This is a genomic window from Pigmentiphaga humi (assembly GCF_900606115.1).
Classification (GTDB): domain Bacteria; phylum Pseudomonadota; class Gammaproteobacteria; order Burkholderiales; family Burkholderiaceae_B; genus Pigmentiphaga; species Pigmentiphaga humi.
The window spans coordinates 131077-144069 of the sequence record NZ_UWPJ01000014.1 but is presented as its reverse complement, the minus strand read 5'-3'; the positions used below and the strand labels follow the sequence as shown (position 1 = coordinate 144069).

General features: G+C 69.1%; 13 protein-coding genes. 4 read left to right on the top strand and 9 right to left on the bottom strand.

Annotated features, from left to right (window positions below; translation table 11 throughout):
• Positions 1 to 27: 27 nt before the first annotated feature.
• Positions 28 to 768, bottom strand: a complete 741-nt coding sequence (locus tag PIGHUM_RS08020; RefSeq protein WP_160142200.1) for a FadR/GntR family transcriptional regulator — start codon at positions 766 to 768, stop codon at positions 28 to 30.
• A gap of 305 nt (positions 769 to 1073) precedes the next feature.
• On the opposite strand from PIGHUM_RS08020, the gene PIGHUM_RS08015 reads away from it, so the two are divergent.
• Positions 1074 to 2351, top strand: a complete 1278-nt coding sequence (locus PIGHUM_RS08015) for an aromatic ring-hydroxylating oxygenase subunit alpha (RefSeq protein ID WP_246013021.1) — start codon at positions 1074 to 1076, stop codon at positions 2349 to 2351.
• Here the strand turns inward: PIGHUM_RS08015 and PIGHUM_RS08010 are convergent.
• Positions 2329 to 3201: a GNAT family N-acetyltransferase gene (locus PIGHUM_RS08010; protein WP_124078965.1), complete on the bottom strand. Its 873-nt coding sequence runs from the start codon at positions 3199 to 3201 to the stop codon at positions 2329 to 2331. The two genes, PIGHUM_RS08015 and PIGHUM_RS08010, sit on opposite strands and share 23 nt — an antisense overlap.
• Before the next feature lie 118 nt (positions 3202 to 3319).
• Positions 3320 to 3817 carry a RidA family protein gene (locus tag PIGHUM_RS08005; protein ID WP_124078964.1) on the bottom strand — a complete coding sequence of 166 codons (498 nt, stop codon included), beginning with the start codon at positions 3815 to 3817 and terminating at the stop codon, positions 3320 to 3322.
• 169 nt (positions 3818 to 3986) lie between these two features.
• Between PIGHUM_RS08005 and PIGHUM_RS08000 the strand changes: the two genes are divergently transcribed.
• Positions 3987 to 4304: a YciI family protein gene (locus tag PIGHUM_RS08000; protein WP_124078962.1), complete on the top strand. Its 318-nt coding sequence runs from the start codon at positions 3987 to 3989 to the stop codon at positions 4302 to 4304.
• 34 nt (positions 4305 to 4338) lie between these two features.
• Here the strand turns inward: PIGHUM_RS08000 and PIGHUM_RS07995 are convergent, their stop codons facing one another.
• Positions 4339 to 5301, bottom strand: coding sequence for a LysR substrate-binding domain-containing protein (locus tag PIGHUM_RS07995; protein WP_160142199.1), 963 nt, complete (start codon positions 5299 to 5301; stop codon positions 4339 to 4341).
• Between the two features lie 129 nt (positions 5302 to 5430).
• On the opposite strand from PIGHUM_RS07995, the gene PIGHUM_RS07990 reads away from it, so the two are divergent.
• Both PIGHUM_RS07990 and PIGHUM_RS07985 read left to right on the top strand, forming a co-directional pair.
• Positions 5431 to 6501 (top strand): mandelate racemase/muconate lactonizing enzyme family protein, encoded by a 1071-nt coding sequence (locus PIGHUM_RS07990; protein ID WP_124078959.1) that lies wholly within the window; start codon positions 5431 to 5433, stop codon positions 6499 to 6501.
• Positions 6502 to 6575: 74 nt separating this feature from the next.
• A complete protein-coding gene (locus PIGHUM_RS07985) occupies positions 6576 to 7559 on the top strand; it encodes a Bug family tripartite tricarboxylate transporter substrate binding protein (protein ID WP_124078956.1) in 984 nt (327 codons plus the stop codon).
• Between the two features lie 52 nt (positions 7560 to 7611).
• Here the strand turns inward: PIGHUM_RS07985 and mgtE are convergent, their stop codons facing one another.
• The 5 genes from mgtE to PIGHUM_RS07960 all read right to left on the bottom strand — a co-directional run bounded on the left by mgtE (position 7612) and on the right by PIGHUM_RS07960 (position 12931).
• Positions 7612 to 9081, bottom strand: a complete 1470-nt coding sequence (mgtE, locus tag PIGHUM_RS07980) for a magnesium transporter (RefSeq protein ID WP_124078955.1) — start codon at positions 9079 to 9081, stop codon at positions 7612 to 7614.
• A 290-nt stretch (positions 9082 to 9371) separates the two neighbouring features.
• Positions 9372 to 10145 (bottom strand): monofunctional biosynthetic peptidoglycan transglycosylase, encoded by a 774-nt coding sequence (gene mtgA / locus PIGHUM_RS07975; RefSeq protein ID WP_425466694.1) that lies wholly within the window; start codon positions 10143 to 10145, stop codon positions 9372 to 9374.
• A gap of 2 nt (positions 10146 to 10147) precedes the next feature.
• Positions 10148 to 10981, bottom strand: coding sequence for a shikimate dehydrogenase (aroE, locus tag PIGHUM_RS07970; RefSeq protein ID WP_124078953.1), 834 nt, complete (start codon positions 10979 to 10981; stop codon positions 10148 to 10150).
• Positions 10981 to 11868 carry a TonB family protein gene (locus tag PIGHUM_RS07965; protein WP_124078951.1) on the bottom strand — a complete coding sequence of 296 codons (888 nt, stop codon included), beginning with the start codon at positions 11866 to 11868 and terminating at the stop codon, positions 10981 to 10983. Before PIGHUM_RS07965 ends, aroE begins: the two co-directional genes overlap by 1 nt.
• Positions 11869 to 11962: 94 nt before the next feature.
• Positions 11963 to 12931: an NAD(P)-dependent oxidoreductase gene (locus PIGHUM_RS07960; RefSeq protein ID WP_124078949.1), complete on the bottom strand. Its 969-nt coding sequence runs from the start codon at positions 12929 to 12931 to the stop codon at positions 11963 to 11965.
• Positions 12932 to 12993 lie beyond the last annotated feature (62 nt).

The following is a 12993-nucleotide window of genomic DNA, read 5'->3' as shown; positions in this document are numbered from 1 at the left end:
CCGGGAAATGCGTGGCGCGGCGGCGGCTTATGACTGCGTTTTGCGGTTCTCGACGGAGATCGTCTTGACGCGCTGGTAGGCGAGCCTGTCGCGCATGATCTGGGCGGCCTGCTGTGCATCGCCGGTTTCGATGGCCTCCAGCAGCAGCTTGTGATGGCGCACGATGCGCGTCGCCGAGGCGGAGGTCAGGTGCGGCCGCAATACCGGGCCGAGCACCAGGCTGAGCGCGCGGAACTGGGCCAGCAGGATGCGGCTGTGGGCGGCGAGCACGATGCCTTCGTGGAAACGCATCGAGGCATCGGCGAAGCGGTCGAGATCCGCCTTGAGCGCTGCGAGTTCATCCAGCTTGGCGCGCAGGTCGTCCAGATCGGCGTCGTTGCGCCGTTCGGCTGCCAGGCCGGCAGCCTTTTCCTCGATCGCCATTTGCGCATCGAAGACTTCCCCCGAGCTGACGTCGATCAGTTTCAGGTGTATGGCCAGCGCATCGGCCAGCCGGTCCGGGTCGCCCTGCGCCACCCAGACGCCGCCGCGCGCGCCCATTCTGATTTCGACGATGCCCAGGCCTTCCAGCGTGCGCAGCGCGTCGCGCGCCGCCATGCGGCTGACGCCGAATTGTTCCGAGAGCGCCGCCTCGCTGCCGAGGAACTCGCCTGCCTTGATCTCGCGATTGAAGACTGCCGTGCGTATCTGCGCCACGATCCCGCCGGACAGGGTTTCGTTGGGAAGACTGGCCCAGGCGGGCGACGATCGGGAGGGTTTGCTGGCCAATACGGATCCTTTGTGCGCGGTAAAAGCAGCCCGGAGCATTATAGGACTGCCCACCGGCCATCCCGGCCGCCGCCTCATTCATCCCGTCCGCACATCGGCTTGGCGCAATGGTTATGTATGATATATATTAAATAACATTCCGATAAAGCATTGCCCGACCCAGGGCACGGCGGATCCGGCTTCGCCGCTCCGCAAGCAGAGCCCCCCGAGGGACGCGCAACGCGCGCAGGGGGCCAACCTCAGAGGAACCCATGCTGAATGCAGAGAAAAACGCGTTGTTGACCCGTGTCGGGCCGGGCACTCCCATGGGAGATCTGTTGCGCCGCTATTGGATGCCGGTGGCCGGGGTCACCGAGTTCGACCGCCGGGCCACCAAGGCGCTGCGGCTCTTTGGCGAAGACCTGGTGATGTACCGGGACCTGAGCGGCAACTGGGGCCTGGTGGACCGCCATTGCGCGCACCGGCGGGCCGACCTGAGCTACGGCTTTCCCGAACGCGAAGGCATACGGTGCAACTATCACGGCTGGTGCTTCGACAGCACGGGCGCCTGTATCGAGCAGCCCTACGAAGACGTTGCGCACGCCGATGCGCGGATGAAGGAGCGGGTGCATTTGAAGGCCTATCCGGTGGCCGAGAAAGGCGGCCTGCTATGGGCCTACATGGGACCGCAGCCGGCGCCGGAACTGCCGGATTGGGAAGCTTTCTCGTGGCCCAACGGCTTTCGCCAGATCGTGCTTTCCGAGATTCCCTGCAACTGGTTCCAGTGCCAGGAAAACTCCATCGACCCGGTGCATTTCGAATGGATGCACAACAACTGGAGCCTTCGGCAGAAGGGCGTGCTGCATCCCTATTCCGCGCCTCACAAAGAGGTGGGCTTCGAGGAGTTCGAACACGGATTCCTCTATAAGCGGGTGCGCGGCAATGCGACCAGGCAGGATCCGCTATGGGCCGTGGGGCGCGTGTGCCTGTGGCCGAACGGGGTCTTCCTCGGAGACCACTTCGAATGGCGCGTGCCGATCGACGATGAACACACGCTGAGCGTCTGCTGGTCGTTCACGCGCGTGCCCAGGGAGGCCGAGCCTTACGCGCAGGAGTCCATTCCGACCTGGTACGGCCCGATCCGGGACGACGAGGGCAGCTGGATCAGTTCCCACGTGATGAACCAGGACTTCGTCGCCTGGGTGGGACAGGGCGTCGTCGCCGACCGCAGCCTCGAGATGCTGAGCCCCAGCGACAAAGGCATCACCATGATCCGCCGCAGGTTCTTCGAGGAGCTCGAGGCAGTCGCTGCGGGAGCGGATCCGAAGGGGCTGCTGCGCGACCCGGACAAGAATCGGCGAATCGTCCTGCCCATGGCGCATCGTGAAATCTTCACGGAAGGGTTGCCGCTGGACGAACTGCGCGCGCATCCCATCTTCGGCCGCCACCTGTTCCATTACCCCTTCCAGGCGGGACAGCCCGAGGCTGTCGCACAAGCCTACCGGCAGGCAATGGGGCTCGACCGGCTCCAGGCGGCAGGGCACGAAGCCGCGGTGGCGGCGGGAGCGGCGCCGTCTTCGGTCAGCCCAGCTCGAACGACGTGATCCCGTAGATCCGGTCCAGGGGCAGGTCCGGCGCGGCGCCGCGGTACATGCGGGCGGTCTCGAAGCTCTGGACCAGTTGCAGCCGGTCGGCCAGCGCCAGCGCGTGCGCATTCGGGGCCGGGACGTCCAGCCAATACGGCGAGCCCGGCGGCAGCGCGTCCACCAGGGCGTGCGCGAGCGCGTCGGCGCCCGCCGGCGTGTCGGCGAACAGCGGGCCGATTTTCCAGCCCTGCCGGCACGGGCGCGCCACGCCATAGCCGGCCAGGCTGCCGCCCGGCATCCAGGCGCGCCCGATCATGCCGGGCTGGGCCAGCCAGGCCCGCAGGAAATCTTCCCGCGGCGCGGGGAAGCAGGGGCGATCGTAAGCCAGGACGTCGCCCAGCGCCACTGCCGAAAGCGGCACGATGTCCCGCGGCGTTCCGGCCCGGGGGCGGGGCGCCGCGATGCCGCCGAAGCGGATGTTCCGGTGCGCCAGTTCGAACCCGCTGCGCCGGTAATCGTGCTGTCGCTCGACTACGCCGTCCAGGCCCAGCGTGCGCGCGCCGCCCAGGGCATCGAGCGCGGCTTGCCACAGGCGCAGGCCATAGCCGCGCCCCCGGTAATCGGGATGGACGATGTAGAAGCCGATGAAGCCGAAGCCTGCGCCATAGCGGACGGCCGACAGGCAGCTTGCCGGCCTGCCGCCGTGCAGCCCGATCCAGAACCCGTCCGCGTCGGCCGCGAGGAAGCTGTCGGCGTCCTGCAGGCCGGGATTCCAGCCTTCGCCGGCTGCCCAGTCCACCGCCAGCGCCACTTCGGCAGGCTGCATGGTGCGCACTTCATAGGCATCGCCGGGTCGGGTCGCGGGCATGGCTGTTCCTGGCTGGAGAGAGGACTGGGGCAAGAATACCGCGCCTCGTCCCGGCGCAGCCAGAACGCGCCGCGCGGGGGCCGGGGATCCGGCTCCGCCGGTCCGCTCGCGTCGCCCCCTAGAGGGGGCCCGCGCAGCGGGTAGGGGGTGGGCTCACCTCGAACATCGCCTCGATCTCCACCACCACCCCGTGCGGCATGCTGGCCACGCCTACCGCCGTGCGGGTGTGGGCGCCCGCCTCGCCGAATACTTCCATTATCAGGTCCGAGGCGCCGTTGACCACGTCGGCGATCTGCACGAAATCCGGCGTGGCGGCGACGAAGCCGCGCAGATTGACGACGGACAGAATGTCGTCCAGTCCGCCCGGCAGGGATTCGTGGGCCTGCGCCAGCACGTTCAATGCGCTGGCGCGCGCGGCATGCTGCGCTTGTTCCAGCGTCATCGTGTCGCCCACGCGGCCGACGTGCAGTGCCGTGCCGGTGCTGGCCAGCTGGCCCGAGACGTACAACAGGTTCCCCAGCCGGCGGGTCATGCGGATGCGGGCCGCGCGTGCGCGCGGCGCCGGGGGAAGAGCGATGCCGAGCGCGCGCAGGCGGTCGGCTGTGGACGTGGACATGGCGAAGTTTTCCTGGTCGTGGAGCAGAGGAAATTGTCCCGCCTGCAGCGGTCCGCCGGCCTGAAATCTTGGGCCGCAGCCATAACCGTCTGGTTGGGGGCGGGGCCGAAACAGGAATGCGGAGCGGGCGCCGCGCCGCCTAAGATGGCCGTTTTCGACAGGAGCGCGCATGCTTTACATCATTTATCAAGAAGACAGGGACGAGGGCGCCGCGGAGATCCGGGCCCGGGTCAAGCCGGACCATCTGGCGTATTTGGCGCGGTTCGAGGACCAGCTGGTTCTCGGCGGCGCGATGCTGGCCGAAGATGGCGTGCGGCGCACCGGCAGCGTGCTGATCCTGAACGTGCCCGGCTATGCCGAGGCCGAGGCTTTTTCCCTGAACGAGCCGTTCCGCAAGGCCGGGCTGTTCAAGAGCGTGCGCATTTCGCGCATGCGGCGCGGGCAGTGGAATCCCGCCGCCGCGCCGGCGTCGGCCGAAGGAAACTAGCGTCCGCGGGCGATGCCTGGCCGCCGGGCCGCGGCTAGCGCGCCTGCGGCGAGTGGAACAGTTCGCTCGCCGCCAGCCGCAGGCTGTCCACCATGCGCTGGCCCGCCGCGGACAGCGTGCTGCCCGTGTTGAGGATGATGCCCACGGGCAGGGCGGGATAGCCGATGTCGATGGGCAATCTGGCGAGGATGCCGAGTTCGATGTCGGCCTGGACGATCTGCCAGGGCAGGGCGGCGACCATGTCGCGCTGCAGGAGCAGGGCGCGGATGAGGGGGAAGGACAGCGTTTCGACGATGCGGCGGGGCAGGTCCAGGCCTTCGCGGGCGAAGAACATGTGTATCGGCGCGCGGGCCACGCTGCTGGCATGGGGCATGACCCATTCCTGCACCGCCAGGTCGGCGGGCGTGAGCGCGGCCTGGGCCGCCAGCGGATTCTGCCGTCCGGCCACCAGTACCATGGGCTCGAAATACAGCGGGATCTGGCGGTAGGTGTCGGGGTGTTCCTGTTCGGCCATGCGGCCGACGACGATGTCGATTTCGCCCGCCTGCAGCCCGCTCAGCAGTTTCTCCTTGCTGCCGTCGACGACCGAAACCCGGGGGCCGTCTCCGCCCGCCAGGAACAAGGACAGCGCGCGCGGCACCAGCGAGGGCAGCGCCACCATATAGCTTCCCACCGTGAGCCGTCCGCCGGCGCCTTGCCGCAGCGCCGTCAGCTCTTCGGCGGCGCGCTTGATTTCCGCATGGAGCGAGCGCGCGTAGCGCAACACGTAGCCGCCGAAGACGGTCGGCACCACGCCTCGGGCCGTGCGTTCGAGCAGCCGTTCGCCCAGCAGCGATTCCAGTTCGTGGATGGTCTTGGATACGGCCGGCTGCGACATGTGCAGCTGTTCGGCGGCACGCGAGACCGTGCCGCACTCGGCCACGGTTTTCAGCATGAGCAGATGGCGCAGCTTGACCTGGGTGGTCAGCACGCGCTCGATGGATCGCTCGATCTCCATGGCGGTTCCCAATGATGGGCCGGCCAGGCTCATAACCATTTGGTTAGACCGGGCGCCCGAATACGAATGATCGCACGGCGCACCCGCTGATAGAGTGGTTCGCATCCCCCTGACGCGCAGGAGAGCGCCTTGCAGATTACCTCGTTTACCATCGAACACCTCAGCCTGCCCGACGAGGATCCGAACTGGAAGTTCGCCGGCCAGGCCTATCCGACCAACGACGCCTGCCTGCTGACCCTGACTGCCGAGGACGGCACCGAGGGCTGGGGCTACGCCGCGGCTTTCCCCCACCTGGCGGCCACGGCCATGGGCGTGGAAGGGGCCTTGCGGCGCATCTGCCCGGCGCTGGTCGGCCAGGACGCGCTGGCGATCGAGGCCAACCTGGCGCACGTACAGGCGGCCCTGGTCGGCAACAACCCGGCCAAGGCGGCCATCGATTGCGCCCTGCACGACCTCAAGGCGCGCCTGCTCGGCGTGCCGCTGTACGAGCTGCTCGGCGGCAAGACGACCGACCGCATCGCGATCTGCCGCATGCTGGGCCTGAAGACGCCGCCCGAGATGGCCGAGCGCGCCCAGCGCCTGGTGGACCAGGGCTATACGCACTTGAAGCTCAAGGTCGGCGGCAGCGTGCGCGAGGACATCGAGCGCCTGCGCGCCGTGCGGCGCCAGGTGGGCGACGCGGTCAGGCTGGTGGCCGACCCCAATCAGTCGTACCGGGCCAAGGACGCCATCGTCTTCGCGCAGCGGGCGGTGGAGTTCGACGTCGACATCATCGAGCAGCCGGTGCGGGCGGACGACCTGGACGGCCTGCAGGAAGTCACGCGGGTCTCCAGCATCGCGATCGAGGCCGATGAAAGCGCGTACTGCGCGTCGTCGACCTACCGGCTGGCGGCGAGCCGCTCGGTCAACGCGATCAGCCTGAAGGTGCCGAAGATGGGCGGGCTCCGGGCGGTCCAGACCGCCGCCCGGGTCTGCGAAGTGGCGCACCTGGGATGCCGGATGGGGGCGAACGTGGGCAGCCAGCTGCTGGCCGCCCATGCCCTGCACCTGGCGGCGGCGCTGCCCAACATCACCTACGCGTGCGAACTGGCCGAATTCCAGAAGCTCCTGAACGATCCCTTCGAGGGACTGAAGGTGGAGGACGGGTTCCTCCACGTGCCGGCAGGGCCGGGCGTGGGCGTGGTACGGCGCGCGGCGTGACGCGTCCATCGTGTTCTGCGGTCCGGGAGCGTCCGCCCGGATCGATCCCCGGCATACACAGTGCAAGGAAAATCATGAACCACCGCAACGTTCTTCCATTTCGCGCCATCGGGTGCGCCGTGCTCGTCCTGGCGTCGCTGGCGGGCGCCGCGTCCGCCCAATCCCAGCCGCGGCAGATCAGGATGGTCGTCCCGTTCTCGCCCGGCGGGCCGGCCGATCTCATTGCCCGCAAGTTGGGCGAGCGCCTGGGTCCGCAGATGGACGCCACCGTCATCATCGACAACCGCCCGGGGGCCAACGGCGTCATCGGCGTGCAGGCGGTCGCCAAGGCGGCGCCCGACGGTTCGACCCTGCTGTTCGCCACTTCCGGCATGCTGACCATCAGCCCGGTGCTCTACAAGGACTTGAGCTACGACCCGCTCAAGGACCTGAGCCCCATCGGCCGCGTGGTGGCCAATGGCTCGGCGCTGCTCGTGGGCAGGCAACTGCCCGCGAACAACATGAAGGAATTCGTCGCCTATGCGCAGAAGTCGTCGGCGCCCGTCGCCATCGGCTCGGCGGGAACCGGCAACATTACCCATCTCTACATGGAGCTGATGAAGGACGCGACCCGGGGCAACTTCGTCCACGTGCCCTACAAAGGCGTGGCGCCGGCCTTGACGGACGTGATGGGCGGGCAGATCGCCGGGGTGTTCGTCGACCTGCCCGCCGCCCTGCCGCTGCTCCAGAGCGGCAGGGTCAAGGCGCTCGGCCTGGTCGGCGCCGAACGCAGCGCCTCTGCTCCGGACATCCCGACGATCGCCGAGCAGGGCTATCCCGGCGTGGACGGCGTGAGTTGGTTCGGCGTGCTGGGTCCCGCCGGCATGTCCGCCGACCGCGTCGCCGCCGTGCACGCGGCCCTCGGCCGCGCCCTGGCGGAGCCGGAACTGGTCAAGGCGCTCAAGGACATCGGCTCCCAGCCGGCCCTGGACCAGCCTGCCGAGATGGCCGCGCTGATGCGGTCGGAACAGGCGCGCTGGGCCCAGCTGATCAAGGCCCGCAACATCCAGGTCGATTGATCGCCGGGTTCTCCTTGCCGCTCCCCGCCGCGCGCGACAGGGGCGGCACCGCCTACAGCAGGAATACCGTCGCCAGCCCGAGGAAGATGAAGAACCCCATCGTGTCCGTGGCGAAGGTCAGCAGCACCGACGAGCCGATGGCCGGATCCTTGCCGAAGCGGTTGCGGGCCAGCGGCACCAGCATGCCGATGCTGGCGCCGACCAGCAGGTTCAGCACCATGGCGGCCATCATGACCAGGCCGAGCGAATAGCGGCCCGAGATGGCCCAGGCGAACAGGGCCGCGACCAGGCCGCCGCCGAGGCCGACCAGCACGGCGATCTGCAGCTCGCGCCGGACCAGCTTGCCGACGTTGGCCGCGTTGATCCGGCCGACGGCCAGCGCGCGGATGATCAGCGTCATGGTCTGGTTGCCGGAGTTGCCGCCTATGCCGGCGACGATGGACATCAGAAAGGCCAGGATGACGATGTGCCCGACGGTGTCTTCGAAGCGCGAAGCCACGAAGGCGGCGACCGAGGCCGTGCATAGGTTGATCAGCAGCCACGGCGCGCGGTTGCGGATGGCCTGGGCGATGGGCGCGAAGATGTCTTCTTCCTGCAGGCCGGCCTTGGACAGGGCCTGTTCGTCGGAGGCCTCGCGGATCACGTCCACGACTTCGTTCACGGTCACGCGGCCGATCAGGCGGCCGATCGCGTCCACCACCGGCGCCGAGACCAGGTCGTAGCGCTCGAACGCCGCGGCGGCTTCGTCGGCCTCGTCCAGCGGGGCGAGCGTCAGGATCTCGGTATCCATGACGTCGGTGACCTGGGTGTCGGGGTCGCTGACGATCAGGCGGTTGATGGGCAGACTGCCTTGCAGCTTGTCGAGGCGGTCCACCACGAAGATCTGGTCGGTATGGTCGGGCAGCTCGTTGAGCCGGCGCAGATAGCGCAGCACCACTTCCAGCGTGACGTCGTTGCGCACGCGCACCATCTCGAAGTCCATGATCGCGCCCACCGAGTTCTCGGGGTAGCTCATGACTTCGGTGAGGCGGGCGCGTTCTTCGTCGGTCAGCCCTTTCTGGACCTCGGCCACCACTTCGGGCGGCAGGTCGGGGGCCAGGTCGGCCAGTTCGTCGGCTTCGAGGTTCTCGGTGGCCGCGACCAGTTCTTGCTGATCCATGGTGGAGATCAGCGATTCGCGCACCCAATCGGCGACTTCGAGCAGGATTTCGCCGACCCGGTCGGCATGTACCAGCTGCCAGACTACCTGCCGGTCTTCCTTGGGCAGGGATTCGAGGATGAAGGCGACGTCGGCGGGATGCAGGTCTTCCAGCAGCGCGCTCAGTTCGGCGTCGTGCTGGCGCTGGACCAGGGCCTCGACCAGCGGAGCGCGGGTATCGCCGACTTCCTGCCGGTGCACCAGTTCTTCGACCAGATGCTGGCGCCGCAGCAGTTCCTGGACGTGCTCCAGAGCTTCCTGGGCATCTTCGGGTTCGAGCCGATTGCGCTCGAGCGATTTGGGATGTGTTGCTTGTTCGACCATCGCGCGGGAAAACACAAAGCGGCCCCGCGCGGGCCTGGGGTCTGGCACCCGGGGCGGGCTCAGAACGGGCTCGGACGGAAGCCGGAAAACGGGAAGCCGGCTGGTAGTACGGGTCTAGGTCGTGGCTGTGAGGCCATGCCGGGAAAGCAGCGCGCAGGCACTGCGAAGTTGACGACGCCGCAATTGTACGCGTGCCCGTGGGCATTCGTCAGCGCGGCGGTCATGGTGGCCGATTTTGGTTGCAATTGCATGGCCGGCGCGCGACGGATGGGCTGGCCGGCCCCGCCGGATCAGGGGATGGCCGCGCCGGGCAGCCAGCGCAGCAGCCGGTCGGTGCGCGAGGCCAGATAGGCCGAGCCGCGGTTTCTGTCGTAGAAGCGCGGGCGGGGCAGCATGGAGGCGAGCCGCGCGGCCTGGTAGGCAGACAGATTGGCGGCGGAGGTGCCGAAGTAATGGCGCGCGGCCGCCTCGGCGCCGAACACGCCTTCACCCCATTCGGCCACGTTGAGGTAAAGCTCCAGGATGCGGCGCTTGCTCATCACCAGTTCGATCATGTAGGTAATGACGACCTCCTGGCCTTTGCGCAGGTAGTTGCGCGAATTCGACAGGAACAGGTTCTTGGCGACCTGCTGGGTGATGGTCGAACCGCCGCGCATGGGCCGCGACGAAGGCTGGCGGCCGCGGGCCAGGGCGCGTTCGGCGGCTTCGGCCAATTGCCGGTTGTGCGCATAGGCCTTCTCGACCGCGTCCCAGTCTATGCCGCCGTGCTCCAGGAAGTTGGCGTCTTCGGCGGCGACGGCGGCGCGCTTGAGGTGGTTGCTGATGCGCTCGTAGTCCACCCATTGATAGTTCAGGCGGCGGCCGGGGTCTTTTTGCTGCAGCCGGCTCAGCTCCGCGCGCATGACCGAGGTCGAGGCCGGCGGCATGCTGGCATACCAGACCACCCAGCCGAACAGCCAGGCCTGGTAGAGCAGCACCAGCAGCACCGCCGCGCCGGCCACTTGCGCCACGAACCGGCCCAGGCGCGCCGGCATCGACCGCTGCGGGCGTGAGGCGCGTTTCATGATTAGAAAGTTGAGCGAAGCTCGGCCAGCACGGGAGCCGCGTCGGGCCGCACGCCGCGCCAGATGAAGAAGCTCTCGGCCGCCTGCGCTACCAGCATGCCCAGGCCGTCGGCGGTGCGCGCGCCGGCCTCGCCCGCCTGCCGCATGAAGCGGGTGGGCCGGGCGCCGTACATGAGGTCGTAGGCGAGGGCGCCGGGCGCATAGGCGCCGGCGGGCAGCGGCGGCGCCGCGTCTTCCAGGCTGCTGGCGGTGGCGTTGAGGACGAGGTCCCAGCCGTGCCCGGCCGGCAGCTCGGCATAGCCGCCGCCATGGACCGGAACGTCATGCTGCCCGAACGCGGCGGCAAGCTCGCGGGCGCGTTCGGGGGTGCGGTTGGCGATGTGCAGGCTGCGGCAGCCGGCTTCGATCAGCGGCAGCAGGATGCCGCGCGCCGCGCCGCCGGCGCCCGCGACCAGCACGCGCGCGCCCGCCAGCGGGGCGTCGAGCCGGCGCAGGTCGGCGACCAGCCCCACGCCGTCGGTATTGCAGCCGTGCAGCAGGCCGGCGGCGTCGAGCCACAAGGTATTGACCGCGCCGGCCGCGCGCGCGCGCGGACTCAGGTCGGCCGCGGCGAGTTCATAGGCTTGCAGTTTGAACGGCACGGTCACGTTGGCGCCGGCGCCGCCGTTCTCGAAGAACGCGCGCACCGCGCCGGGAAAGCCGTCCACCGGCGCGCAGATGGCCTCGTAGCTCAGCTGCTGGCCGGTCTGGGCGGCGAAGCGCGCATGTATCCACGGCGACTTGCTGTGGCCGACGGGGTTGCCGAAGACGGCATAGCGGGAACGGGTCGAGGACATCAGCGGGGCTTCGCGGAAAGCGTGTCGTTGGTGAAATACCAGGTGCGCGTGATCGCCAGGACGTCGGTGTCGCGCGAGATCTGGGGCGGAAACGGAGCGAAGGGCGCGGCCAGCGAGACGGTGCGCCGCGCTGCGTCGTTCAGTATTTTATGTTCCGAAGGCTTGTCGATGTCCATGCTTTCGACCGTGCCGTCGCTGCGCACGTAGACCGTCATGCGCAGCGAGCCGTAGACTTTGCCGCGGGCGCCCGCCGGGTAGTTGCGGTTGCCGATCTCCTCGATGCGGTGGCGCCATTGCTCCACGTAGACCGCGAAGCGGTGTTCGGACGTGGAGGGAGCGAAGAAATGCTTGCGCGGCCGCTTGTTGTAGTCGTCGATGCGTTCGGAAATCTCGGCGAACCGGCGCGCCAACTGTTCGGCCTGCGCGGCGGACCCGCTCTGTTCCGGGCGCGGGGTGCCGGCGGTACCGTGCATGGGCGCCGGTACGCGCCGCTGCGCCAGGGCGGCCGCCAGCTCCCGCTGCTGGGCTTCCAGCGCCGCCTGGCGCTGCTGCAATTGCGCCAGGCGCTCGCCGTCGCGCGCCGCGGCGCTGCGCGGCACCGGCGAGCGCGCATGGCCGTCGCGGGCATCGCCGCCGCCATCGCTGGCGACCTGCGCCAGCAGTTGGGCATGCGCGGGGGCTTCGCGGGTGCCCGCATTGAGCAGGATGACTTCGAGGCCGGCGTCGCGCTCCGGCGAGCGGGCTTGCGGCGGCATGGTGAAGTGCAGCGCGAACAGGATGAGGTGGGCCGCCATCGAGATGGCGATCGCGCTCATCAGGTAGCGGCGTTCGGGGCGGGTGCGCCAGTCTTCGCCAAGGCGCGCCGGCAGCGCGGCCAAGGCCTGCATGACGAGCGCGCCGCGCCCGTGGGCGGGGCGGCGCGCTGGCGAACGAGAGGGGGAGGGGGAAGCGGGATGGTGCGGCACCCCGCGATTGTAAACGTCAGCCTTCGGCGCCGGCGCGGTCCACGGCGTAGCGGGGCCGGCGTCCGGCCAGCGCATCGTCCAGGCTCTCCAGCAGGATTTCCAGCTGTACCAGCACGGCGGCCGGCGAGCGGCCCGAGATGTGCGGCGTGAGCAGGACATTGTCCATGCCCGCCAGTTCGCTCACCAGGGCCGGCGGCGGGGCCGGCTCTTCTTCCAGGACGTCCAGCCCGGCGCCGGCCAGCTTGCCCTGGCGCAGCGCTTCCAGCAGGTCGGCGGTCTTGAGCACGGTGCCGCGCGAGACGTTGATGACGAAGCCGCGCGGCCCCAGCGCCTCGAATACCCGGGCGTCGAGCAGGTGGCGGGTGCGCGGCCCGCCGGGGCAGCAGGCGAACAGGAACTCGCTGTCGCGCGCCATCTCGATCAGGTCGGGGTAATAGGTGCCGGGCGCATCGCTCTTGGCCGAGGGCCCGTGATAGGCGATGGCTGCGCCGCAGGCCGCGGCGCGCGCCGCCACCATGCGGCCGATCTGGCCCATGCCTATGATGCCCACGCGCGATTTGTCCAGGCTGGGCCGGGGCGCGCGCAGCGAGCTCCAGGCTTCGCCCCGGGCCAGCCGCTCGCTGATCGGCCGGTAGCCGCGCGCCAGGGCGAGCGCCAGGCCGAGGGCGTGGTCGGCCACCGTGGCGGCGTTGGCGCCGGCGGAGTTGGTAACGGCGATGTTGCGCGCCTTGGCCGCCTCGACGTCGATGTTCTCGGTGCCTGCGCCCATGGCGCAGATCACGGCCAGGCCGGGCAGGCGGTCCATCTGCTGGCTGGTGAATCCTATCGAACCGTTGGTGACGACCGCGCGCACCTGTGCGAGCGCCGGAGCGGTCCAGTCGACGGTATCGGGGCCGCCGGCGCAGTCGTGCAGTTGATAGTGGCGGCCCAGCCCTTCGCGCATGGCGGGGGGCAGGGCGATGATGGATAAGACTTGGGTGGGCATGAGTTTTCCTGAAGGTGAAAGCCCCTCCCCCTACGCGCTGACGCGCGCCCCCAGGGGCGGCA